The sequence below is a fragment of the Dehalococcoidia bacterium genome, assembly GCA_030648205.1.
Lineage (GTDB): Bacteria > Chloroflexota > Dehalococcoidia > JAUSIH01 > JAUSIH01 > JAUSIH01.
This window is the reverse complement of sequence record JAUSIH010000020.1, coordinates 1-23104: the sequence shown is the minus strand read 5'-3', so window position 1 is coordinate 23104 and position 23104 is coordinate 1. Positions and strand designations below refer to the sequence as shown.

Sequence of the window (23104 nt, the reverse complement as noted above, 5' to 3'; positions counted from 1 at the left end):
CATGGCTCGGACCGCGTCCGTCGGGACCCGCGTGATAGCCGCGGGCACAGGCGGCTATTCCGGCGTGGCCGCCTCTTTGGTTCGCTTTTGCAGACGCAAGCCCCTGGGCGCCATCGGAGGTTTGCTAATCTGCCTGATGGTCTTGCTTGCGCTGGGGGCTCAGATAGTCGCTCCTTATGACCCCATCGCCATGAATTATGCGACTCCTCTGACAGCTCCGGGCGTCACATACCCGTTCGGCACGGACAACTTTGGCCGTGATGTGCTGAGCAGAGTCATCTTCGGCGCGCGCATCTCGCTCTACGTCGCATTGCTGTCGGTAGGCCTTGGCACGAGTGCGGGCGCCATCCTGGGTGTCCTGAGCGGCTATATTGGGGGCCGGTTCGACATGATCGTGCAGCGTTCGCTCGTGGATGTGATCATGGCGTTTCCTACCCTGGTCTTGGCTCTCGGGATGGTGTCGGTACTGGGACCATCGGTGGGCAACGTGGTGCTCGCCATAGGGACTGTTCAGATGCCGCGCTCAGCCCGCATCGTGCGCTCCGCCGCGATATCTGTCAGAGAAAGGGAGTACATTGAGGCTGCCAGAGCAGTTGGCGCTGGCCCGCTGCGCGTCGTGTTTTTGCATGTTGTTCCCAACTGCGTCGCTCCGTACATCGTGTACGCCACGGGTGCGCTGGGTGCGGCTGTCATTGTAGAGGCTTCTTTGAGCTTTCTTGGCGTGGGCACTCCCCCTCCAACTCCGTCCTGGGGAGGCATGCTGGCCGGCGCGGGACGGGAATACATGGAGGTGGCGCCGTGGATGGCGATATATCCTGGGGTCGCCCTTAGCCTGGCCGTATTTGGATTCAACCTTCTGGGCGACAGCCTGCGGGACGTTCTGGACCCAAGACTCCGTTAGATATAAATGGGTATGCAGGGCAGAGGAAAGAACCAGTGAGAGGGGTTTCCGTGAGACTAAAAGGCAAGGTTGCCTTGGTAACAGGCGCGGGCCGGAACATGGGCAAAGCTACGGCGTTGGAGCTGGCCTCACTAGGCGCTGACGTAGTGGTCAATGCCCGCACGAACAAGGCCGAGATTGAGAGCGTGGTGGCTGAGTGTCGTGCGAAAGGCGTCAGGGCGATGGCCGCGATCGGCGATGTGGGTTCCATGTCGGATGTCGAGCGGATCGTCAAGAGCGCCAATGAAGCATTTGGGCGCGTGGACATCGTAGTCAACATGGTTGGCATTCGCCCGCCCACGCCGTTCCTGGACATATCGGAAGAAGAATGGAACCTCGTCCTGGCGGTCAACCTTGGCGGGTGCTTCCGTACGACGAAACTGACCCTGCCGGACATGATAAAAAGGCGCTGGGGACGCATCATCCACATCTCGGGACGTGACGCCTATTACGGCAAGACAGAGAGGGCGCATTGCGTGGCCGCCAAGTCAGGCATCTCCGGTCTGACAAGAGCGCAGGCGTCAGAGTTTTCCCGCTATGGCATCACGGTCAACTGCGTCGTCCCCGGTCCGTTCAACACAACGCGGCCCATTGTGTGGCACGAAGGCCTTCGGAACGCCGAGCCCTTCGCCGGAGGCAAATCTCCCACCGTTTCAACAGCAGCGATTGATGGTGGCGGGCGCGTTTCGGGAAGCCCGCTGGAAACCGGCATCCCGGTTGGACGACGCGGGGAGCCGTGGGAATTGGCCAAGCTGGTGGGCTTCCTGGCTTCGGACGACGCCGCTTACATCACCGGCCAGTCCATTCAAATCAATGGGGGAGCGTACTACTCCGTCTAGCCATGCGGGAGAAGGACCTGCGCCTTTTGGGTGATGAGCCGCCATACGGCATTGTAGCAAGTCATGCATAAAAAGGGGACTGTGACATGAGCAAGAACGTTTTCGAAAGCGTTAACGTTGTCGAAATAGGTGAACTCGCGGCGGCGCCCTACTGCGGCAAGCTATTGGCCGACCTGGGCGCCGATGTCGTCAAAGTCGAGCCGCCGCTGGTCGGGGACAGGGCGCGGTCCAGAGGCCCGTTCCTGGGCGATATACCGAACAGCGAGCAAAGCGGGCTGTTCCTCTACGCGAACACCAACAAGCGCGGCGTGACGCTCAACTGCAACACAGTGTCAGGCAAGGACATACTGCTGCAACTGCTGAAGAACGCGGATGTTCTGATTGAAGACCGTGAGCCGGGAGAACTCGACAAGGCGGGACTTGGATACGAGACGCTGCGGGCCATCAATCCCCGGTTGATTATGGTGTCCATCACTCCATTCGGGCAATCAGGCCCGTACAAGAACTACAAGGCATATCCGTTGAATACGTTCCATGCGGGAGGCGAAGGGTACACTCTTCCCGGCGGCCTGGGCTACGCGACGTACCCGGACAGAGAACCCATCAAGATTGCTGGGTACTTTGGAGAGTACGTCGCCGGTCTCACGGCCGCAATCGCCGCTGCATGCGCTCTGTATGGACGGGACGCCATCGGGTCAGGGCAGCACATTGATATCTCCAAGCAGGAAGCGCTGATGGCTCTGAGCCGGGTTGTGCTGGCGCGGTACCCGAACGAGGACTTTGTAGAGACACGGTCAGTGCGTGAGCTCCCTATCGGTGGCCTCATGCCGTGCAAGGACGGGTTCGCGGTGGTCATGGCCTTCGAGGCGCGCATGTGGGAGGGACTCGTGGAGATCATGGGGAGGCCGGCGTGGACTCAGGAGGAACGCTACAAGAACGCCGAAAGCAGAGTCGCGCTAAAGAAGGAAGTCAACGGCCTGGTCATTGAATGGCTCAAGACCCACACCAAGGACGAGGTGTACCACCAGGCTCAGGCCCACGACTGCGCGGTTGGCCCCGTGTACACGATCGGTGAAGCGATCAACTCAGCGCAGACGCGCGTCCAGGGCTTCATGGCCGACGTTCAACATCCAGTCGCGGGTAAGTTCGCGTACCCCACAGCCGGGTACCATTTTTCTCAGACGCCGGTGTCGTTCAAGAGGCCCGCGCCTCTTTTGGGCCAGCACAATGAAGAGGTTTATTCAGGGCGCCTGGGCATCAGCAAGACGGAAATGGTCGAGCTGCGACTGGCCGGCGTGATATAAGGAAGGAAGAAGGCGATGACGTCCATGTCGATATACCCTCTGAGCGGGGTCCGCATCTTGGACTTCAGCACGCAGATGGCGTGTCCATACGGCGCCACGTTGCTCGCTTTCATGGGCGCTGAGGTCATCAAGGTGGAGAGCAGGCGCCATTTGGACTCGGGACGCCGTTCTCCGGGGCTCAGCGACGATCCGAATTTCCTCAATATGGTTCCGCGGTTCAACGACAACAACCAGTGCAAATTAGGCGTCACTGTTGACCTTACCAACCCCGACGGTCGAGACATAGTGAGAGGCCTGCTCCGCATCTCGGACGTGGCGGTGGCCAACATGCGCCCGGGGAAGATGGACAAGATTGGCCTGGGCTACGCCGACATGCGGAGGGAAAGGCCGGACATCATCGTCCTATCCTTGTCCAGCATGGGAAGCCGCGGCCCTGAACGGCAGTACGCAGGCTACGCAGGCATATTCGCGGCGCTTTCAGGCCTTTCCGACGCGACCGGATACGTCGGGGGTCAGCCTACGGAGGGGCGGGCCACCATTGATGCCACAGCCGCGACGACCGTCGCATTCGCCACCGCCGCCGCGCTGTTCCACAGAAAACAGACGGGCGAAGGCCAACACATTGATTTGTCCGCGCGGGAAGCTGTGGGAGCCCTGTTGGGGGACATGTACCTTGACTACACAATGAACGGCAGGAATCCGACACGCAAGGGCAATGAAGACCACGTCATGGCTCCCCACAATGTGTACCCCTGCGCGGACAAGGACTCCTGGGTGAGCATCGCCGTGGGGGCCGAGCGGGAGTGGCAGGCCTTTTGCCGGGTACTGGGGCGGCCAGAGTGGATAACCGATGTCAAGTTCGCGGACCCCCACGTGCGCTGGAAGAACAGGGCGGCCCTGGACTCCGCGGTCGCTGAGTGGACGAGGACGCGCAAGCCTTACGACGTCATGCATGCGCTCCAGAACGCCGGAGTCGCGGCCATGCCGTCCATGAGCAGCAAGGACCTCTTCACTGACCCACACACTCAATCACGGGGCATTTACAAAGAGTTTCAGCACAAGGCCCTCGGGAAGCGCACGGTCATCGGCCCCCAATGGAAGTTCTCTGCCACGCCTCTGGACACGGCAAAGCCCGCTCCATTGTTTGGAGAGCATAACGGGCTTGTCTTTAATGAACTGCTGGGCATGAGTCGCGAAACGGTGCAGGAGAAGGAGAAAAGCAAGGTCATCTACTAGCGGTGCTGCGTTGGCGATCCCCTGGCGTATCGCCTCCGGGTAGCGGCCCTTCGCCGGAATACCAAATTCAAGGAGAGGACAGGCTATGACAACACAGCAGACGTTTCCAAAGATCACTGACGAGGCCATAGCCGCATTGCGCGGCCGCATTGGAATTGAACGTCCCTGGACTCAGCCCTATTGTGAATGGGCCCATCCTGACAACATTCGGCACTTCTGCGACGGCATCGGCGACATGAACCCTCTTTATCGCAGTGAGGAGTATGCGGCGAAAACGGGCTGGAAGACTGTTATCGCGCCACCCGCTTTTCTGTACTGCTGCTGGTACGGGGGCGGCTACGATGACACGTCGAAAAAGAGGAAGCTTACCGAAGAGGAGAAGCGGCGCGGGAGGGGAGGCGCCTTGCCGGGCATTCACGGCCTCTGGTCCGGTTGCAAGTGGGAGTGGTATGTCCCCGTAAGGCTGGGCGACCGATTGGCGCCTACCGAGTACCTGGCTGACGTCCAGGAAAAGCGCGGGCGTTTCGCGGGGCGGCAATTGCTTGAAACCCAGGAGAAGGTTTTCAGGAACGGCAAGGGAGTAATTGTTGCCAAGTGTCAGGACTACTCCATGCGCATCGAGCGGGACAAGGGTCACGAAACCAAGAAATACGGCGCTGTCACCGCCCCGACGTATACCGCGGAAGAGATCGCTCAGATTGAGGAGGAGATCCTTTCCGAAGAGATCAGGGGCGCCAACCCCCGCTACTGGGAGGACGTGCAGATAGGCGAGAGCCTCAAGCCTGTGGTCAAGGGGCCTCTCCTCATCACGGACATGGTGTGCTGGTACGCGGGGCGCGGCGGCCGGTTTAATCTCGCTCTCGAAATTCGCACGAAGTACTTCCAGCGCCACCCGGCGGCGGGCGTGACCAATGAGCACGGAGTGCGGGATGTCCCCAACCGTGTTCACTGGGACAATGAATTCGCCAAGCGCATCGGCGCGCCAGGCGCCTATGACGTCGGTCCGCAGCGTGTGTCGTGGGTCACCCATCTCCTGACGAACTGGATCGGCGATGATGGGTTCCTGAAGTCGCTGCAAATCGAAGCGCGGGCTATGAACCACATCATGGACATCACCCGATGCAAGGGCGTCGTCAAGGACAAATACGTGAAGGACGGCCATCATGTCGTGGCAGTGGAAGTCTGGGCGGAGAACCAACGGGGTATAACGATGCCCGGGCGCGCCGAGGTCGTGCTTCCCACGCGCGACCAGCCGGGCAATCCCTACCAGAGCCTCTAGCGGGCTTGCTTTGGGGGACTAGAGACCCGCCTCGGCGAAGAAAGCGATGGTCAGAAAGAGTATGGCAAGAGCCCGCGTAGCCTCTAGCAATACTCTTGCATCTGACCAACAGGGAGTCCCTTTGTAGTAGACTGTCAACCGTCGCTGGTTGCGCAGGTACAATCGACCGGGGTCCAGTGCCCTGTCTGAGGCCCGATATTGAGGCGTTGGTGGAGGAAAAGGGACGAGCCGGGGCGTTGCGGCGCCCCGATGGGCCTCAACGTAAACTTCGCCGGAAGCCCCTTCGCATCTTGAGGCCGCTTGTTGACGTAGTGGTGCAAGCCGTGATACATTCCACGGCACGTATTGCTTGCCGCAGGGTTCGCGTATCGCGGATCCGAATGGCTACACGAGGGGGAGAATATGCCAGGCAATGTCGGTTCACGCGCCAGACTCCCGTTCATCAAAGTCATGGCCGTTTGTCTTGCTGGTAGCATTATCTTGAGTGCCTGTGCTCCAGCAGCCACACCAACGACACCTCCTAGCGCACCCTCCAGCCCTCTCCCGACTCAGGTCTCGGCCCCTACTCAAACGGCTCAGGCGACGCCAGTCCCGGCTTCACCCAGTCGCCCTTCTTCCCCGGCCGCAACGGCGATACCTGCTACTCCTGCCGCGTCTGGCGACAGCGCCCGTCCAAAACTGGGTGGCATGGTGACAGAGATCAATCCCACGCCCCCACCCACACTGGATGCATTGTGGCAGGTAAGCTCCGCTCTTGTGATCCTGGCGGCGCCTGTCTATAACGGACTGCTCCAGTATGACCCCACTAGCAACACCGAGATTATCGCGGACCTTGCGACAAGCTGGGACGTGAGTCCGGACGGGACAAAAGTCACGTTTCAACTGACCGAGGCCAAGTGGCATGACGGCAAGTCGTTCACCGCTGACGATGAAGTGGCGAAGTGGAAACTGTGGCTCCAGCCGCCGCCAGGCAAGGCGAGTAATCGCGCGGCTGAGTTCACCATGGTCAAGGACGTTGTAGCCCGCGGGCCGCGCACGTTGGAGTTTCAGCTCAAGGACCCGTCGAACGGATTCATCAACTGGATTGCGCACGGGAACATCTACGTCATGCCCAAGCATATTGTTGAGCCAGACCAGCAGATCAGCAGCGTGTCAAAGTTCATTGGGACAGGGCCGTTCCGCTTGGAACAATACAGCCGTGGTGTAGGCGCCATTCTGAAGAGGAACAAAGACTATTTTCGGACGGGCATGCCTTACATTGACGAGCTACGCATCGTGGAAATACAGGATGCCGGCACTCAAGTTGCCGCTCTACTGGCTGGTCGTATAGACCTGACGGGAGGCAATATTGCGCTCTCGCGGAGCAACAAGGAGCAGATTGAGCGTTCGGGACGCGCCATAGCAGTCAAACCGTTCTTCCGGGGCGAGTCCGTCACGCTCATGATGAACAACAACCGCAAGCCCTTTGATGATATCCGCGTGCGTCGCGCCATTTCCCTGGCCGTGGACCGGCAAAAGGCCATAAACATCCTCGGCGAAGGCGTAGGTCAGGTAGGCACGCTGTTTCCGCCCGTCGGCCAATTCGCCCGTTCTCAGCAGGCGTACCTCAGCCTCCCGGGATTTCGCCCCAAGGACTCGCCGGGTGGTCAGGAAGACCTCAGAACGGCCAAGAAACTAATGGCCGAAGCCGGCTACCCGGAGGGCTTCAAGACCACTATCAGGACGAGGGCCGGATTTACCACGTATGTATCTGGCGCCGAGTTTTTCGCCAACGAGTTGTCCACAAAACTGGGTATCAGCGCCTCGATTTCGTTGGAGGACACAGCCAAGTTTGATCTGACGCGCGCGCGTCGTGACATGGACATGACCGTCGTGGCCGCAAACCCACTGAACGCCTATGCGGTGGGCCGCAACGTCTACTGGATGCCACCCGTAAAGGGCGATGTGGCGGGCTACAACGAGACCAACTATGGCAATGAGCGGTCGCGCGACCTGTATTTCGCCCAGGAGAAGGAGCAAAACAAGGACCTCCGGGCGAAGGCAATTCGTGAGCTGGAGGACTTGCTGATTAATGAGGCCCCGTTCGTCACCAGCTATTGGCTGGTCGCCTACAACGCTTACTGGAACCATGTGAAGAACTACGAGCCGGGATGGGGCCCGCACAACAACCACAGATTCGAACGCGTGTGGCGCGACTCCGACTCCCGCTAGGCTCAGCACCATCTCGCTCGTGACGCGCCCACCCCACAGGGGCGCGTGCCCTCACGGTTGTGTGTCAGCCTGCAACGACGGGAGGCGCCTGGTACTGCTCCCGTACTGAAGAGCAAAGGCATGCGGCGACATGTTGTCACAAGGCTTGCACAGGTCGTGCCAAGCATCCTGTTCTTGTCCATTTTCATATTTGCGCTATTGCGCGTGATGCCCGGCGATGTCACCACGACGATCCTTGGGGGAGGCGCTGAAGGCGGACGAGTCTCAGAAGAGGATGCGCGCGTTGTGCGCGGTAAACTTGGATTGGACCAGCCCGTCACCGTGCAATATGTGGACTGGCTTGCGCGAGCCCTACGCGGCGACCTGGGCGGCTCGCTTTACCGGGACGAGACCGTTTGGGACATTGTGGGCCGCACCGGCATGGTCACCATGGAGGTGGCGCTGCTCTCCACACTTATCGCTATTATCGTGGGCGTTCCGCTGGGTGTGATTGCCGCAATCTACAGAGACACTTGGATTGACCACCTGGCGCGTATCGCCAGCGTCGCCGGGCTGTCCATGCCGACCTTTTGGACGGGCACCCTGCTGATCTTGGGCCTTGCTACAATCTTTGACTGGCTACCGCCCTCGTTTTTCGTTGAGTCTTTCTGGAAAGACCCATTGGGTAATCTATCTCAGTTCATCTGGCCTTCGCTGGTGCTTGGCTACGCCTTCGCTGCGTACATCACGCGCATGACGCGTGCCCAGATGCTGGAGACCATGCGCGAGGACTACGTGCGAACGGCCCGGTCGAAAGGCCTCGCGGAGCGGGTCGTGATCTTGCGACACGCCCTCCGCAACGCTCTCCTGCCGATCGTGGCGCTGGTGGGCGTTCTGTTCGCCGTCCTCATGAGCGGCGCGGTCATCGTTGAACGCATATTCGTCCTCCCCGGGCTCGGGAATGCGCTGGTTGAAGCTGTCGTCCAGCGCGATATTTTCATCGTCCAGGGCCTCATCCTTCTCATTGGTGTGTCAGTGCTGCTGGTTAACCTGCTCATAGATGTGGCGTATGGCCTTCTGGATCCCAGAGTATCAGTTCGCTGAAAGACGCATGGGTTATACGTCAGCACTGGAAAAGCGGGGCGCACTGAGGACCCAGTCCCATGGCGCTCTAAGATGGGTGGGTAAGTTCTTTGCGCGCAAGCCCCTGGGTGCGCTGGGTGCGCTTGTTGTGCTTGGCTATTTGGTCCTCGCTGTCGCGGCTCCCATCGTGGCGGCTTACGACCCGGTTGTCATGGATGCAAGCGTCCTGCGCCAGCCCCCGTCGTGGAGCCATCTACTGGGCACGGACCAGTCAGGCCGAGATGTGTTGAGCCGCCTTATCTGGGGCGCGCGTATTACGGTTGCCGTGGGCTTCAGCTCCGTGGCGATTGGTGGCGTCATAGGAGGCACACTGGGACTGGTCGGCGCATACGTAGGCGGCTGGGCGGATGATGTTATCCAGCGTTTCATGGACTCCATGATGGCCCTCCCGACTCTGGTGCTGGGGCTTGCGATCGTGGCCGTGTTCGGGCCGTCCCTGCTGATCGTGACATTGGCAATTGCCACGGTCATCACGCCACGGATCAATCGCGTCGTGCGGGCGAGCGCCATTGCCATATCCGCAACCCCCTTTGTGGACGCGGCAAAAGCCATTGGGTGCAGCAGGTTCCGTATCATCTTTCACCACGTGGCGCCCAGCGCGGTCAGCCCGTTCGTTGTTATTGTGACGGCTCAGCTCGCCCAGGCCATCATCACGGAGGCGAGCCTCAGCTTTCTTGGTGTGGGGGTTCCTCCGCCGAACCCGACATGGGGAGGGATGCTATCCGGCTCAGGCCGCACATTCGTGCTTGACGCACCGTGGCTCACCATTGCCCCCGGCGTTGCAATCGCCACGGCGGTTTTCGCAGCTAACATGCTGGGAGACGCGCTGCGCGACGAGATGGACCCGCGCCTGCGGGGTCAATGATGTTGTAGTACCCACCGCGTCTCCTTGCATTCGGACATGCGTAGCCTCTCTACGGTAGAAGGAGGGATGTATGACAGCCACATGGCGTATCGTTGATCCCATTGCAGATGTCGATACACGTGGTCAGCCGGCGAGTCTGGCCCCGCGTATCGACACGTTGCGTGGCAAACGCATCGGCTTGCTGGACAACGGCTGGAGGAGCATGGACACCCTGCTGCCAGCCTTTCGTGACTTGCTGCAGCAGCGGGATGATGTGAGTCAGGCGCTCCTCTGTGAGAAGAGAAGCGACGGCATCGGCGCCCCGAAGGCGATGCTCGACGATTTGGCGCGCGACAGTGATTTTGTCATCAACGGCCTGGGGAACTGAGGCGCCTGCACAACGTGGAGTATCCACGACAGCGTTGAGCTGGAGCAGCGCGGGGTCCCCACAGTGACGCTCGTAACTGAACGCTTCGTGTCTCTTGCCACATCTATTATGCGGGCGCGGGGAGTCCCCAACCTCACGTTGCTCGTGCTGCCCGCGGACGTTGAGGTGCGAAGTCCGGCGGACCTGCGCGCCTTGGCGGAGAAACTCCTTCCCGACGTGCGGAATCGCTTGAGCGCACCGGCGAAGCCGCCGATCACTTCGTGACCCAGGGAAGCATCCGTTTGAGTCATCCAGATAAAGCGGCTCTTTTTCGGAGAACGACATGACGTCCAGACCGCGAGTCATCGAGCTACCCGCATCATTCGAGGCTGTGAACGAATATGCCTATGCCCAGGGCTGGACAGATGGGCTGCCCGTGGTCCCGCCGACCGAGGAGCGCGTGCAGCTAATGGTCAATGGTTCTTCGCGACAGGGTTCCGATATCGTTGGTGTGCTCGGGCCGAAAAAGGGCCTGGCCACCGTGGAAAAGATTGCGGCCCAGGCCGTCATGGCTGGCTGCATGCCGGAATACATGCCCGTCATTCTGGCGATAGTGGAGGCCCTTGCTGACCCAGCCTTCAATCTGGATGGCGTCCAGTCCACGACAAGTCCTTGTTGCCCCTTTGTCATCGTGAACGGGCCCGTAGTCCAGGACCTGAAAATGAATACGGGGCGTAACGCCCTTGGCCCAGGAAACCGCGCGAACGCGACGCTGGGCAGAGCCGTCCGGCTGCTGCTCCTGAACATTGGCGGCGGCGTGCCGGAGGAGGTGGACAAGGCGATTCTGGGGTTTCCCGGGAAGTACACATGCTGTCTGGGTGAGGCTGAGGCACAGAGTCCATGGGAGCCATACCACGTTGAACGGGGCTTTGCCAGAGGCGCCAGCGCGATCACGGTTGTCGCTGTCCAGGGGACGATAAGCCTGAACTTGGGCAAAATGAAGACGCCCTACCTGCTGGAGTGCTTGGCGCAGAGCCTTTCAAACATTGGTCATAACGATATTCAGCTTGGCGGTGGTGAGCCGGTGATTATCGCGAGCGTAGGCCTCGCCATACGTCTCGCCGATGAGGGCTACACGAAAGCCGCGGTTAAGGCAGGAATCTATGAGAAGGCTGGAATTCCCGTCCAGGGTCTCGAGGCCAAAATGAACAGGCGGGCGGAACGGACGACGAAAGGCAACGTCGTCGCCGGACTGGCAAAGCCTGCGAAAAAGGCCGAGGACATCATTGTCCTCGTTGCGGGAGGGCCGGAAGACTACCACACGACGGTCATGCCGACTTTCGGTGATACGCGCTCCGTGATGCGACCCGTCGCGTGGCCCGCCAAGCCCCGATAGACGTCACACGAGGGGTGAACGCAAGCGATGTAGCTTGTGCCCTCGGAGAGCAACTCCCATTTTAGAAAGGCTGGAAGGCCATCAGGGCGACGATGACGACGAGGACCAATGCCATTCCGTGGCTGACGGCGCCGCGTCGGCGGTCCTGCACGCACATGGAGAGGCGCGGCGTCAGCTTGCCCCTTGCTACAGCCTCGCGGGCGGTCTTCTCGGCCTCCGCCAGGTGCGGCTGCAGGTAGAGGACGTCCACCAGGAGCAGCAGGAGCGTCAGCGCGACGGAGAGCATGATCCACACTTTTCTGCCGCTCACGCCCAGCGCAATCATGGTCAGGCCGCCGGTCAGCCCCAGGACCAGCAGGGCGGGTATGATGAATACCTTCTGCGCGCGTTGGGCCAGGCCGAACGAAAAAGCCACCACCGTGAGGTCTTTGGCGCGGGCGCCCTGGGCAAGAACGACCATCTGGAGGCCGACTCCCGCGGAAAACCAGAGCGCGGTGACCAGGTGCAGGAACCGGAGGACGTCTCCCATGTCAGTTCCTCCTTGCGCTTGTCTGTGGGAGCCAATGTGGATATAATGGGTGTTTGTGGGTTGATTGTACCAGATTACTCGTCAGGAATGAACCGATGACTACCTCAGCAGCAGACCAGGTCCAGCTCCCCGCGCGCGTCCGCCACGCCCTCGGCAAGCGCGTCCGGTTTTTGCGCCGCCAGGGCCTCACGCCCGCGCGCCTCTACGGTAGTGGCATTGCCTCCCTGTCCGTGGAAGTGGAGACAGCCGTACTTCAAAAGGTGCTGGCCAAGGTGGGCCGCAGCGCGCCTGTGTCCGTGGTGGTGGAAGGCGACGCGGAAAAGCACCTAGCGTTCGTGTCGGGTCTCCAGCGTGACCCTGTGACAAGCTCCATCGTCCACGTGGACCTTCGCCAGGTCAGCCTGACGGAGAAGGTCCGCATGAGCATTCCCATTGTCCTGACAGGCGAAGCTCCGGCGGCCAAGCTGCCGGGCGGCGTCCTGACGCGGCCCCTTCAGTTGCTGGAGGTGGAGTGCCTGCCTCTCGACCTGCCGCGCCAGGTGGTGGTGGATGTATCCGGGCTGGCGGAGATCGGCCAGGTCATTCGCGTGATGGACATCCGCTTGAGTCCCAACATCAGCGTCCGTACAGACCCTGATGCCGTGGTAGCCGCCATCCACTTTGAGCGGGCGGAGGAGGAAGTCAAGGCTGAGGTGCCTGCCGAGGGCGCTGAGGCTGCTGAAGGCGCTCCCGCCGCCGAAGCCGGCGCCGCCAAGGGCGAAGCCGGTAAAGCCGAGGCGGCCAAGGGTGGTGCTCCGGTCAAGGGCGCTGCTCCCGCCAAGGGTGCTGCTCCCGCCAAGGGCGAAAAGAAGTAGGCGCCCCGTCGGCCAGCTTTTCCCGTTTCTCTGGAGACCAAAAGGCCCCCTTCTTTCAAGAAGGGGGCCTTTGCTTTGGGCTGAAGACGCCGCCGTGCTGCGGACGGCGGCCCGTCTAGCTCCGCGGCTGCCAGCGCAGGTCGGGCTTGCGCGCGGCGGTGGCCTCGTCCAGGCGCGTGATGGGCGCTTTGTGGGGCGCGCTCCGCACTACTTCAGGGTCCTGCTCCGCCTCGCGGGCGATGGCGAGCATCGCCTCCACAAAGGCGTCCAGCGTCTCCACGCTCTCCGTCTCCGTCGGCTCGATCATCAGCGCCTCGTCCACGACCAGCGGGAAGTACATGGTCGGCGGATGGAAGCCGTAGTCAATGAGCCGCTTGGCGATGTCCAGGGCGCGGACGCCCCTGGCCTTTTGCCGGGACGCCGACAGGATAACCTCGTGCATGCAGCGGCGGTCGTAGGGCAGGTGGTAGGCGTCCTTCAGCCTCGCCAGGAGGTAGTTGGCGTTCAGGACGGCGTTCTCCGCGACCTCCCGCAGGCCGGGCGCGCCCAGTTGGCGGATGTAGCAGTAGGCCCGCACCAGCATCCCGAAGTTGCCCTGGAACGCGCCAATCCGCCCGATGGACTTCTCCGGCCTCACGAACACGTACCGCTCGCCGTGTTCATCGCGCCGGTGCGCCACGTGGGGTGTCGGCAGGAAGGGCGTCAGGCGTTCCCCCACAGCCACGGGCCCTGAGCCCGGACCGCCGCCGCCGTGCGGCGTGGTGAAAGTCTTGTGCAGGTTGGTGTGCACCACGTCGAAGCCGAGAGCGCCCAGCTTCACTTTGCCCAGGATGGCGTTCAGGTTTGCGCCGTCGCCGTACACCAGCCCGCCCGCGCGGTGCACCCGCTCGGTGATCTCCGTGATGTGCGGGTCGAAGAGGCCGAGCGTGCTGGGCAGGGTTATCATGAGGCCGGCCATGTCCGGCCCCAGGGAGGCCTGAAGCGCCGCCAGGTCCATGTCGCCCCGCCCGTCCGATGGCACTGTTACGACGCGGAAGCCGCACATGGCCGCCGTGGCCGGGTTCGTCCCGTGGGCAGAGTCCGGCGCCAGTATCTTCGTCCGACGTTTGTCGCCGCGGGAGACGTGATAGGCGCGGACCATCATGATGCCCGTCAGCTCGCCGTGAGCGCCCGCCATGGGGCACAGGCTCGCCGCGCGCATGCCCAGGATCTCGGCGAGCATCTGTTGCAGCTCGTACATCATCTGGAGCGCGCCCTGGACGGTCTCCTCAGGTTGCAAGGGATGCACCTGCGCGAAGCCGGGCAGGCGGGCCACCTCATCGTGCCACTTGGGGTTGTACTTCATGGTGCAGGAGCCAAGAGGGTAGAAGCCTTCATCCACCGAGTAGTTGAGCTGGCTCAGCCTGTGGAAGTAGCTGACGATGTCGCGCTCGCTCACCTCCGGCAGGGGAAGGTCGTCGCGCAGCATGGCCGCGGGCGGCAGCGGCGACTCCGGCACGTCCAGAGCGGGCACGGTGCAACCAGTGCGGCCGGGCTTGCTCTGGTCCATGAGCAGGGGGCGGCGCTCCAGTCCTGGCATGGCTAGCGCCCTCCCGCTTTGCGGAACGCGTCCACCAGCCGGTCTATCTCCTGGCGGGTGGTCATCTCTGTCACGCACAGCAGCATGGCGTTAGGGAAGCGGTCGCTCACGTCCAGCCCGCCGATGATGCCCTGCTCCAGCAATCGCTGGTTGATCAGGTGCGGCGGCGCCGGACAGTGAATGACGAACTCCCGGAAGAATGTCCCGCGGACCGGCAGGGTGTAGCCCGTGAGTGCCGCGATGCGCTCCGCTGTGTAATGGGCCTTGTGGTAGCACAACTCGGCCACGCGCCGGAGGCCGCGCCGTCCCAGGGCGGCCAGGTAGATGGTGGCGGCGGTGGCCATGAGCGACTCGCTGGTGCAGATGTTGGACGTGGCGCGCTCGCGGCGGATGTGCTGCTCCCGCGTCTGCAGCGTGAGGACAAAGCCGTCGCGCCCCTGCGAGTCCTTCGCGCGGCCCACCAGCCGACCGGGCATCTGGCGCAGGTGCTGCGTGCGCGTGGCGAAGAGGCCCACGTACGGTCCGCCGAAGCTCATGCCCAGACCCAGCGGCTGGCCCTCGCCCACCGCGATGTCCGCGCCGAAGTCGCCCGGCGGCCGGAACATCCCCAGTGCGATGGGGTCGAATGCGGCGATCAGCAGCGCGCCCGCGGCGTGGGCCGCCTGGGCCGCGGTGGACATGTCCTCCAGGCAGCCATAGAAGTTCGGGCTCTGGACGATGACGCCCGCCGTATCCAGGGGCAGGGCCGACGCGCCGCTGGTCATGACCAGCGTGAGGCCTTGGCTCTCCAGGTACGTGCGGAGCACGTCCAAGTAGCGCGGGTGCAGGGCGTCCGTGTAAGCGATGGCGCTACGGCCCGTGATGCGGCAGGACATCAGGGCGGCCTCCGCCAGAGCGGTGGAGCCGTCGTACATGCCGGCGTTGGCCACCTCCATGCCGGTGAGCTGGCAGACCAGCGACTGGAACTCGTAGGTGGCCTGGAGCGTCCCCTGGCTGATCTCCGGCTGATAGGGGGTGTAGCAGGTGGCGAACTCCGCGCGTCCGGTGAGGTAGGGGACGATGGCGGGGATATAGTGATGATAGGCGCCCGCCCCCAGGAAGCAGGCGTACTCGCCGGGGGCCGCGTTCCGCCGCGCCAGGGCCGCAAGCTCGCGCTTCAGCTCCGCCTCCGACAGCGGCGGCTGCAGGCGCAGCTCCGGGTCGCGGTGCGCGCGCGGGATATCGGCGAAAAGCTCGTCCACGGAGCGCGCGCCAATGGCCTCAAGCAGAGCGCGGCGGTCGGCGTCCGTGTTCGGGATGTAGGGAGAGGGCATAGGCTAGTGCTTTGCCTTCCCCAGCATCTCCTGGTAGGCGCGGGCGTCCATGAGCCGGGCGGCCTCGCCCTTGTCCTTGAGGCGCACGCGCACCATCCACCCCTTTCCGTAGGGGTCTTTGTTCACCGCCTCCGGCGTTTGAACAAGCTCCTGGTTGATGGCCATGACCTCGCCGCTCACCGGGGCGAAAACCTCGGAGACGGCCTTGACCGACTCGATCTCACCCATCTTTTTGAACTGCTCTATGTGCGCGCCCACGGCGGGCAGGTCAATGTACACCACGTCGCCGAGCTGCTCCTGCGCAAACTGGGTGATGCCGACCTCGGCGGCGCCGTCGTTGCCCAGGCGCACCCACTCGTGCTCCTTGCTGTACTTCAGGTCCGAAGGGTACACGTTCACCTCCCCGCGGGCGCGAGCGGACGCGTCCGGGAATAAAAAGGCATGTGAGCGACGACAGCCTCAACGGGCTTGCCCCGGATGTCCACCCAGAGCTTTGTGCCGGGCGCGCTCAATCCCGTGGGCACATATCCCATGGCGATATTCTTGTCCAGGGTGGGAGCGTAGCTACCGCTGGCGACGGCGCCCACGGGCTGGCCGTCGCTCAGGATGGCGTAGCCGTGACGCGGGATGCTGCGTCCCAGTATCTCCAGGCCAACCAGCTTGCGGGCCACGCCGCGCTCTCTTGTATTCAGCAGGGCCTCCCGGCCAATGAAGCTGGCCTTGGAGAACTCAACGAACCGCTCCAGTCCAGCCTCAAGGGGGTTGGTGGACGTGTCCATGTCCTGGCCGTAGAGGCGCAGGCCTGCCTCCAGCCGCAAGGTGTCGCGGGCGCCGAGGCCGCAGGGCGTCGCGCCCTTCTGGCGCAGACGCTCCCACAGCAGGGTGCTCATCTCTCCCGGCGCTATGATTTCCATCCCGTCCTCGCCGGTGTAGCCGGTGCGGGCGACGAGGATGCGCCTGCCTCCCACGTCCATCTCCTTGTTGCTGTAGGGCATCAGCTCGTCCACGTCCGAGTCCAGCAGCCCGACGACGAGATCCCGCGCGGCCGGTCCCTGGCAGGCGATCATCACCGTGCCCTCGGTGCGGTCAATGAACTGGGGCGGCGGGTACGGAAAGCGCTCCACGAGCCAGGCGACCACCTCGTCGCGCCGGGAGGCGTTGCAGATGAGGAGGAACCGCTCCGGCTTCAGCTTGTAGATGATGCAGTCGTCCAGGATGCCGCCGTCCTCTCGGAGGACGAAGGTATAGCGGGCGCGGCCCTCGGTCAGGCGCGGGATGTCCGCGGTCAAAACGGTGTCCAGAAAAGCGCCTGCCATCGCGCCGCGCAACTCCAGGCGGCCCATGTGGGACACGTCGAAGATGCCCGCGGAGGAGCGGACTGCGCGGTGTTCGGCGATGATGCCGGACGGGAAAGAGATAGGCATCTCCCATCCGGCGAAGGGTACCATCCTGGCGCTGGCGCTGACGTGGGCGGTGTAGAGCGGCGTGCGCTTATATCCGGGTGGCATACGGACCTCGGACGTTGTTGCGAAACTATTCTACTCGCGTGGAGTGCCGCTGTCGAGGGTTGCGCGTGGATCCCGCCTTGCGCTTGCCGAGCGCTCGGCACCGGCGCGGAACGGTTCCCTCACAGGCCATGCCTTTCGCACGATGCATACGTGGACGAACAGCGCTGCGCGGGTCATGTGCCTTCTCTGTCCTGCCTGACATTGGTTATAATGCCCTGGTGACTAGCAAGCGCGGCGTGATGAGCTGGCAACGCAACCTTTATACACTGGTCATCGCCCAATTCCTCTCCACGGCGGCGTTCAGCGGCGTGACCCCGCTTCTTCCGCTATTCATCCAGGACCTGGGGATAAAGAATCCAAGTGAAGCGGCCTTCTGGGCGGGCGTGGCCACGTTTGCGAGCGGTTTCGGCTCCTTTCTCGCCGCCCCGATTTGGGGGACGTTGGCGGACCGCTATGGGCGGAAGTCCATGGTCCTGCGCTCGACCGCCGGGGGCGCGTGCATCCTCGTCCTGTCGGGACTATCTCCCAGCCTGGGAGTCTTGATCGCCATGCGCGCCATCCACGGCGTGCTCGCCGGCGTGAGCACGGCGACCTCCGCGTTGGTAGCCTCTCAGGCGCCGCGTTCCCGAATCCCGTTCGCGGTGGGACTAATCCAGATGGCGTTCTTCCTGGGTTCCATGACTGGCCCTCTGGCGGGCGGGATAATCGCGGACGCGCTGGGATATCGTGCACCGTTCTTCGTAATGGGCGTGTCGTTGGTCGTCGCGTGTCTGATAGTGGTACTGTTCGTCCGAGAGGACTTCAAGCTCGCTGAGACGTCTGGCTCGCACCAGAGCCCGATAGACAATGTACGCATGGTCCTGGGTATAACGAACGTGATTCCTTTCCTGGGCATGTTGATGATCATCCGCTTCGGGCCCTTCATGCTTCAGCCGGTGCTGGCGGTGTTTATGCAGGGCCTGGTCACTGAAGGAGCCGCGACGGCCGCCGGACTGGCCCTATCGCTGCTGGGGCTTGCGAGCGCGTTTTCATCCGTGGTCATCGGACGATGGGGTCACGCCGAGCGCTTCCTGCTGGTGGTCGCCATAGCCGGGTGCGTCGCGTCCGTGTTGTTCCTGCCCCAACTCTGGGTGCAGTCCGCCATCCAGTCGGCGCTGCTGATCGGGCTGGTGGGCCTCTGTCAGGGCAGCCTCCTCACGTCCATCAACTCCCTGCTCAGCGCATCTGTCTCCCGCGAGCGCCAGGGCGCGGTGTTCGGCGTGGCCCAGAGCGCGGGAGCGCTGTCGCAGGGAGTCGCGGCGCTGGCCGCGGGCACGCTGACCATTGCATTCGGCGTACGGTCCATATTTGCGGTGGACGCGGGCATGTACTTCCTCCTGGGGTTGGGGGCGTGGTGGATGTACAGGAGAACAACGAAAAACCGCGTGGGAACGCAGGCCAGCGCCTGATAGCTTTGTTGAGCAAGGAAAGCATGCGTTCCACGCAGCATCTCCCCAGTTGGCAGCGGAGCCTCTATGCCCTGGCTCTGGCGCAGTTTCTCGGCGCCTTTGCGTTCAATGCGGCAAGCCCGCTTCTGCCCCTCTTTATCCAGCAGCTCGGCGTGGCTGAGCCGAGCAAGGCGGCGTTCTGGACGGGCGTCACGCAGTTCGCGACAGGGTTGGGCGCGTTCGCCGTCGGTCCGCTGTGGGGGGCGCTGGCCGACCGCTTCGGTCGCCGGACGATGGTGCTGCGGGCCTTGTTGGGCGGCGCGGTCATGGCGGGTTTGGTCGGCCTTTCGCCGAACGTTCCCGTCCTCATAGTGCTGCGGACGATCTACGGGGCCATGACGGGCATCACCGCGGCTTCATCCGCGCTGGCGGCGTCTCAATCGCCGTCCGCTCGTATCGCCTTCGCGATTGGCCTCGTGCAGATGGCGATGTTTCTCGGCAGCATGGCCGGTCCACTGCCCGGTGGTATGGTCGGCGACGCCCTGGGATACCGTGCGCCCTTCTTTCTGGCTGCCGGCGTGGCGTTCATGGGTTTTCTTGTCGTACTGCTGTTCGTACGTGAGCGATTCGAGCCTCCGCAGGGGAAGGGCCGCCACATCCATCCACTACGGAATATGCGCGTCGTCCTGACCATGCCCAAAGTGGTGCCTTTGCTAGGCGTGTTGATGATTATCTACTTCGGTCCATTCATGGTGCAGCCCATCATGGCTGTCTACATGCAGGACATGGTCGCCGAAGGAGCGGCCACGTTCGCGGGCCTCGCTCTGTCCGTGTTTGGACTGGCAAGCGCCGTGTCATCGCTGGCCGTTGCAAGGTTGAGCCGGGGCTACAGCCTGTATCTCGCGGTGCTTGTCGCGGCGTTCGCCGCCGCCGCGCTGTATCTTCTTCAGGTGTGGCTCAGGTCGCCGGTCGCGGCCGCAGTCCTGTTCGGGGCGGTCGGCCTGTGCCAGGGCACGCTTCTGACGGCGACGAGTACGCTCCTCAGCGCCGCGGTGCCACGGGAGAAGCAGGGCGCGGTATTCGGTGTGGCCCAGAGTGTCAATGCGTTCGGCGTCGGCCTGGCTGCGCTTGTCGCCGGTACGATGACCGTCGTGCTCGGCGTGCGGTCAATCTTCATCGCTGACACGGCGCTGTTCATCGTTCTGGGGCTGATAGTCTGGAAGATACTCAGTACCGAGCAGCGGCGGAGCGCGAATACCGTGGGTGCTCATGACTAGATTAACTCATGGCACGGTTGCCGGTGGGCAAAACGAGACCCCGAAGGTTTTCCTTCGGGGTCTCGTGCCGCGCGGGGCGGATGCGCTAGTAGCTGGAGTTGGATGACGATGCGGGCGCGGACATCGGCGCCGTGGCGGGCGCGGATGGAGCCGCCGCCGCGGCGGGCTTGATGGCTTCGCCCGCGGGATTGACGACGAACCAGTTGCCACCCACATTCTGGCCCTTGACGTCCCCTGGCTTCTCATCCCTGGCGAAGTAATACAGGGGCAAGCCGTTGTAGGTGACCTGAGTGAAGCCGTCGGCGCGGGTGATCGTGCCCAGCATCGCGGCTGTCACGCCCTCGCCCGCCTTCGGCGCGTCCTTCGACAGCAGCGGCGGCCAGGTCTGCGCGCAACCGCCGGTGCAGGTTGACTTGTTCTTCTCGTCCTTGGCGAACAGGTAGAGCGTGCGGCCGCTGGCGTCCGCGAGGACGGCCCCCAGCGTTGCGTTCTTTGCAATGTTGACCGGCGCGGTGTTCTGGACAAACGCGCCGTCTGTATTGGCCACGAACCAGACAGCGCCCACGTTCTGGCCCTTGACGTCGCCGGGCTTCTCGTCCCTGGCGAAGTAGTAGAGAGGCCAGCCGTTGTAGGTGACCTGGGTGGAGCCGTCGGCGCGGGCGGTGGTGCCGATGAGTCCCGCCGTCAACCCCTCTCCGGCCTTGGGATCGCCGCTGGTCAGCAGGGGAGGCCAGTTCTGAGCGCAGGCTCCGGCGCAGTTCGACTTGTTTCTCTCATCCTTGGTGTAAATGTACAGAGTGCGGCCGCTGGCTTCGGCGAGAACTGTCCCCAGTGTGGCGTTCTTCGCGGTCTTGACCGGCGCGGCGTTCTGGACAGGCGCTCCGTCCATGGAGAGGGCGAACCAGACAGCGCCCACGTTCTGGCCCTTGACGTCGCCAGGCTTCTCGTCCTTGGCGAAGTAGTACAGCGGCCAGCCGTTGTAGGTGACCTGGGTGGAGCCGTCGGCGCGGGCGGTGGTGCCGATCAGCCCGGGCATGGCGCCGGCGCCAGCCCCGGCCTTGACGTCACCCTTGACGGTGAGCGGCGGCCAGTTCTGGGCGCAGGCATCCACGCAGTTCGACTTGTTCCTCTCGTCCTTGGTGAACAGGTAGAGCGCGCGGCCCTTGCCGTCTGTCATGATGGACACAAGTGTGGGGTCCTTGCTCACCATGATGGACGTCGCGTCGGTGGGCGAGGTCGTGGACGCCACCTCAGCGGGCTTTGCGGGCGCTGGCGCAGGTGGTTGCGCGGCGGGCGCTGGTGCCTGGGCCGCCGGAGCGGGTGGTTGTGGCGCGGGAGCGGGTGCCGCGGTGCAGGCGGACACGGCGATGGCGGTCCCGAGCAGCAGGGCTAATATGGCGAGTTGCTTTGACATTGTTGGTTTCCTCCTTCAGTTTTTGGATGTCACCTGGTTATACGCCGTACGCCCCGCGCCGGATGCATGGCGGGAGGCCCAAATCCGCGTGAGATGGGGGTTGCGGACGCTGAGAGACCAGGGGGCGGACGCGCCGTCCTACACGCCGTGGCTCAGCCGCTCAATGAGGGACTGCGGCAGGCGGTGCAGACGCATGGCCTCCTGCGTGGCGGCTACGTCGTACGCGACGCGGTGGTGGGTGAGAGAGCGGGCCTTGTGGTCGTACAGTGCGTACGCCGCCCGTGGGTCCCGGTCGCGGGGCTGACCGACGCCGCCCGGATTGAAGATGAGGCGACGCCCTTCGAGCGAGACCGTCTTGTTGGGCTCCAGTAGCCGAACATTGCACGAGCCGCCGGCCCGCTGCTCGAACAGGAGCGGGAGATGCGAGTGGCCCACCAGGCAGGCGGGCGTGCTGAAGAGGGGGAAGCACTGCTGCGCGGCGCTCTCGGAGACCAGGTACTCCCAGACGGGGTCCCGCGGGCTGCCGTGCGCCAGGGTGAGGTCGCCTACGGTCGTCGTCAGGGGCAGGTCCTCCAGGTACGTCCGCTGCTCGGCGTTCAGTTGCGCGCCCGCCCACCGGCACACTTCGGCGGCGGCCGGGTTGAAGTCGCGCAGGTTGACCTTGCCGACGGCGCCCCAGTCGTGGTTGCCGGCGACCGCTACGTGCGGGAAGGAGCGCAGCAGCGCCAGGCACTCACCGGGCGCGGGCCCGTAGCCCACGATGTCGCCCGCGCAGGCGATAGCGTCGAAGCCGCCCCTGCGGCGGGCGTCCGCGATGACCGTCTCGAAGGCGGTCAGGTTTCCGTGAACGTCCGCCACGACGAGGACGCGCATGGCGCTATTAGCGGCTCCACCATCGCGTGCGCATGATGACGTATCCGGCCTTCATGGCGCCGAACGTTGCTCCGCCAATCCCTCCCAGGATGACGCCCGCCAGCGCGCCGGTAATCGCGCCCACCAGCATGCCGATCACCGCGCCCGTCAGGCCCGCCTTCGCCACCTCAACGCCCACGGCAACGCCCGCAAGGACGCCCAGAATGGCCCCGACCCATGCGCCGTGAGTCGCGCCCAGGATCCAGTACACGAAGGTGTTGTTAAATAGCTCTACCAGCCACCAGGGGGTGGGCTTTGGCTTTTGATGATACATACCGCGATACCTCGGACAGCCCGGCCTTTATCACCTATTGTACGCCGCGCGCGGCCCGTCGTGGCAATCGCCCAGCCGCCGTTGTTCCAGGGAAGGTGCTGCCCGTATAATTGACGTGTTATGAAGGTGCAGAGCCTCGGGGAGTTTGGCCTCATTCAACGGCTGGCCGACCGCATTGCCCGCGACGAACGGCAGAGGAACGCGCGCCTGGTCATTGGCATTGGCGACGACGCCGCCGCATGGCGTCCCGACGACGCCATTGAGCTGCTCACCACCGACACGCTGATGCAGGACGTGCATTTCCGGTTGGGCGTCGGCACATGGCGCGACCTGGGCTGGAAGGCGCTGGCGGTCAACGTCAGTGATATCGCCGCGATGGGCGGCGTGCCCCGGTACGCCGTCGTCACCCTCGGCCTGCCCGCCGATACGGACGTCTCGGCGATGGACGAGCTGTACGAGGGCATGCTGGATATGGCGGA

At 63.4% G+C, this 23104-nt stretch carries 22 protein-coding genes; 14 read left to right on the top strand and 8 right to left on the bottom strand.

The window, feature by feature from the left end:
* The first annotated feature begins 1 nt into the window (after position 1).
* The 10 genes from Q7T26_02325 to Q7T26_02280 all read left to right on the top strand — a co-directional run bounded on the left by Q7T26_02325 (position 2) and on the right by Q7T26_02280 (position 11538).
* On the top strand, positions 2-901 hold the full coding sequence (locus Q7T26_02325; GenBank protein ID MDO8530993.1) for an ABC transporter permease: 900 nt from the start codon (positions 2-4) through the stop codon (positions 899-901).
* Between the two features lie 50 nt (positions 902-951).
* Positions 952-1779 (top strand): SDR family oxidoreductase, encoded by an 828-nt coding sequence (locus Q7T26_02320; protein ID MDO8530992.1) that lies wholly within the window; start codon positions 952-954, stop codon positions 1777-1779.
* Between the two features lie 86 nt (positions 1780-1865).
* Positions 1866-3083, top strand: a complete 1218-nt coding sequence (locus tag Q7T26_02315; protein MDO8530991.1) for a CoA transferase — start codon at positions 1866-1868, stop codon at positions 3081-3083.
* Positions 3084-3098: 15 nt separating this feature from the next.
* A complete protein-coding gene (locus tag Q7T26_02310; GenBank protein ID MDO8530990.1) occupies positions 3099-4319 on the top strand; it encodes a CoA transferase in 1221 nt (406 codons plus the stop codon).
* Between the two features lie 85 nt (positions 4320-4404).
* Positions 4405-5598, top strand: a complete 1194-nt coding sequence (locus Q7T26_02305) for a MaoC family dehydratase N-terminal domain-containing protein (GenBank protein MDO8530989.1) — start codon at positions 4405-4407, stop codon at positions 5596-5598.
* Positions 5599-6285: 687 nt separating this feature from the next.
* Positions 6286-7809, top strand: coding sequence for an ABC transporter substrate-binding protein (locus Q7T26_02300; protein MDO8530988.1), 1524 nt, complete (start codon positions 6286-6288; stop codon positions 7807-7809).
* Positions 7810-7929: 120 nt separating this feature from the next.
* Positions 7930-8892: an ABC transporter permease gene (locus tag Q7T26_02295; GenBank protein MDO8530987.1), complete on the top strand. Its 963-nt coding sequence runs from the start codon at positions 7930-7932 to the stop codon at positions 8890-8892.
* A 76-nt stretch (positions 8893-8968) separates the two neighbouring features.
* On the top strand, positions 8969-9796 hold the full coding sequence (locus Q7T26_02290; GenBank protein MDO8530986.1) for an ABC transporter permease: 828 nt from the start codon (positions 8969-8971) through the stop codon (positions 9794-9796).
* Positions 9797-9866: 70 nt separating this feature from the next.
* Positions 9867-10163, top strand: a complete 297-nt coding sequence (locus tag Q7T26_02285; GenBank protein MDO8530985.1) for a hypothetical protein — start codon at positions 9867-9869, stop codon at positions 10161-10163.
* Between the two features lie 322 nt (positions 10164-10485).
* Positions 10486-11538, top strand: coding sequence for a hypothetical protein (locus Q7T26_02280; protein MDO8530984.1), 1053 nt, complete (start codon positions 10486-10488; stop codon positions 11536-11538).
* Between the two features lie 61 nt (positions 11539-11599).
* Here Q7T26_02280 and Q7T26_02275 read toward each other — a convergent pair whose 3' ends face one another.
* A complete protein-coding gene (locus tag Q7T26_02275; GenBank protein MDO8530983.1) occupies positions 11600-12067 on the bottom strand; it encodes a DUF2269 family protein in 468 nt (155 codons plus the stop codon).
* A gap of 95 nt (positions 12068-12162) precedes the next feature.
* Here Q7T26_02275 and Q7T26_02270 point away from each other — a divergent pair, with 95 nt between their 5' ends.
* Positions 12163-12921 (top strand): 50S ribosomal protein L25, encoded by a 759-nt coding sequence (locus tag Q7T26_02270; GenBank protein MDO8530982.1) that lies wholly within the window; start codon positions 12163-12165, stop codon positions 12919-12921.
* Between the two features lie 115 nt (positions 12922-13036).
* Here Q7T26_02270 and gcvPB read toward each other — a convergent pair whose 3' ends face one another.
* Genes gcvPB through gcvT form a run of 4 tightly spaced genes read right to left on the bottom strand, consistent with a single transcriptional unit; the run spans position 13037 to position 17321 of the window.
* Positions 13037-14500 (bottom strand): aminomethyl-transferring glycine dehydrogenase subunit GcvPB, encoded by a 1464-nt coding sequence (gene gcvPB, locus Q7T26_02265; protein ID MDO8530981.1) that lies wholly within the window; start codon positions 14498-14500, stop codon positions 13037-13039.
* A 2-nt stretch (positions 14501-14502) separates the two neighbouring features.
* Positions 14503-15813 carry an aminomethyl-transferring glycine dehydrogenase subunit GcvPA gene (gcvPA, locus tag Q7T26_02260; protein MDO8530980.1) on the bottom strand — a complete coding sequence of 437 codons (1311 nt, stop codon included), beginning with the start codon at positions 15811-15813 and terminating at the stop codon, positions 14503-14505.
* 3 nt (positions 15814-15816) lie between these two features.
* The gene (gcvH, locus tag Q7T26_02255) at positions 15817-16212 is read right to left on the bottom strand and encodes a glycine cleavage system protein GcvH (protein MDO8530979.1); all 396 of its coding nucleotides are present in this window, start codon (positions 16210-16212) and stop codon (positions 15817-15819) included.
* Positions 16209-17321, bottom strand: coding sequence for a glycine cleavage system aminomethyltransferase GcvT (gcvT, locus tag Q7T26_02250; protein MDO8530978.1), 1113 nt, complete (start codon positions 17319-17321; stop codon positions 16209-16211). The genes gcvH and gcvT overlap by 4 nt, the downstream gene beginning before the upstream one ends.
* Positions 17322-17539: 218 nt before the next feature.
* Here gcvT and Q7T26_02245 point away from each other — a divergent pair, with 218 nt between their 5' ends.
* Positions 17540-18769: an MFS transporter gene (locus Q7T26_02245; GenBank protein ID MDO8530977.1), complete on the top strand. Its 1230-nt coding sequence runs from the start codon at positions 17540-17542 to the stop codon at positions 18767-18769.
* Positions 18770-18792: 23 nt separating this feature from the next.
* Entirely contained in the window at positions 18793-20025 is a 1233-nt protein-coding gene (locus tag Q7T26_02240) for an MFS transporter (protein ID MDO8530976.1), read from the top strand.
* Positions 20026-20110: 85 nt separating this feature from the next.
* Here the strand turns inward: Q7T26_02240 and Q7T26_02235 are convergent, their stop codons facing one another.
* The 3 genes from Q7T26_02235 to Q7T26_02225 form a co-directional block, all read right to left on the bottom strand.
* Positions 20111-21439, bottom strand: coding sequence for a hypothetical protein (locus tag Q7T26_02235; protein MDO8530975.1), 1329 nt, complete (start codon positions 21437-21439; stop codon positions 20111-20113).
* Between the two features lie 138 nt (positions 21440-21577).
* Positions 21578-22312 carry a metallophosphoesterase family protein gene (locus Q7T26_02230; GenBank protein ID MDO8530974.1) on the bottom strand — a complete coding sequence of 245 codons (735 nt, stop codon included), beginning with the start codon at positions 22310-22312 and terminating at the stop codon, positions 21578-21580.
* A gap of 7 nt (positions 22313-22319) precedes the next feature.
* Positions 22320-22625, bottom strand: coding sequence for a hypothetical protein (locus Q7T26_02225; GenBank protein MDO8530973.1), 306 nt, complete (start codon positions 22623-22625; stop codon positions 22320-22322).
* 120 nt (positions 22626-22745) lie between these two features.
* Here Q7T26_02225 and Q7T26_02220 point away from each other — a divergent pair.
* The coding region (locus Q7T26_02220) for an AIR synthase related protein (protein ID MDO8530972.1) at positions 22746-23104 on the top strand (359 nt) is incomplete at its 3' end.

Coding starts and splice junctions, on each gene's coding strand:
- Q7T26_02325 (MDO8530993.1), top strand. CDS start 2: ATGGCTCGGACCGCGTCCGTCGGGACCCGCGTGATAGCCGCGGGCACA.
- Q7T26_02315 (MDO8530991.1), top strand. CDS start 1,866: ATGAGCAAGAACGTTTTCGAAAGCGTTAACGTTGTCGAAATAGGTGAA.
- Q7T26_02310 (MDO8530990.1), top strand. CDS start 3,099: ATGACGTCCATGTCGATATACCCTCTGAGCGGGGTCCGCATCTTGGAC.
- Q7T26_02305 (MDO8530989.1), top strand. CDS start 4,405: ATGACAACACAGCAGACGTTTCCAAAGATCACTGACGAGGCCATAGCC.
- Q7T26_02300 (MDO8530988.1), top strand. CDS start 6,286: ATGGTGACAGAGATCAATCCCACGCCCCCACCCACACTGGATGCATTG.
- Q7T26_02295 (MDO8530987.1), top strand. CDS start 7,930: ATGCGGCGACATGTTGTCACAAGGCTTGCACAGGTCGTGCCAAGCATC.
- Q7T26_02285 (MDO8530985.1), top strand. CDS start 9,867: ATGACAGCCACATGGCGTATCGTTGATCCCATTGCAGATGTCGATACA.
- Q7T26_02280 (MDO8530984.1), top strand. CDS start 10,486: ATGACGTCCAGACCGCGAGTCATCGAGCTACCCGCATCATTCGAGGCT.
- Q7T26_02275 (MDO8530983.1), bottom strand. CDS start 12,067: ATGGGAGACGTCCTCCGGTTCCTGCACCTGGTCACCGCGCTCTGGTTT.
- Q7T26_02270 (MDO8530982.1), top strand. CDS start 12,163: ATGACTACCTCAGCAGCAGACCAGGTCCAGCTCCCCGCGCGCGTCCGC.
- gcvPB (MDO8530981.1), bottom strand. CDS start 14,500: ATGCCAGGACTGGAGCGCCGCCCCCTGCTCATGGACCAGAGCAAGCCC.
- gcvPA (MDO8530980.1), bottom strand. CDS start 15,813: ATGCCCTCTCCCTACATCCCGAACACGGACGCCGACCGCCGCGCTCTG.
- gcvT (MDO8530978.1), bottom strand. CDS start 17,321: ATGCCACCCGGATATAAGCGCACGCCGCTCTACACCGCCCACGTCAGC.
- Q7T26_02240 (MDO8530976.1), top strand. CDS start 18,793: ATGCGTTCCACGCAGCATCTCCCCAGTTGGCAGCGGAGCCTCTATGCC.
- Q7T26_02235 (MDO8530975.1), bottom strand. CDS start 21,439: ATGTCAAAGCAACTCGCCATATTAGCCCTGCTGCTCGGGACCGCCATC.
- Q7T26_02230 (MDO8530974.1), bottom strand. CDS start 22,312: ATGCGCGTCCTCGTCGTGGCGGACGTTCACGGAAACCTGACCGCCTTC.
- Q7T26_02225 (MDO8530973.1), bottom strand. CDS start 22,625: ATGTATCATCAAAAGCCAAAGCCCACCCCCTGGTGGCTGGTAGAGCTA.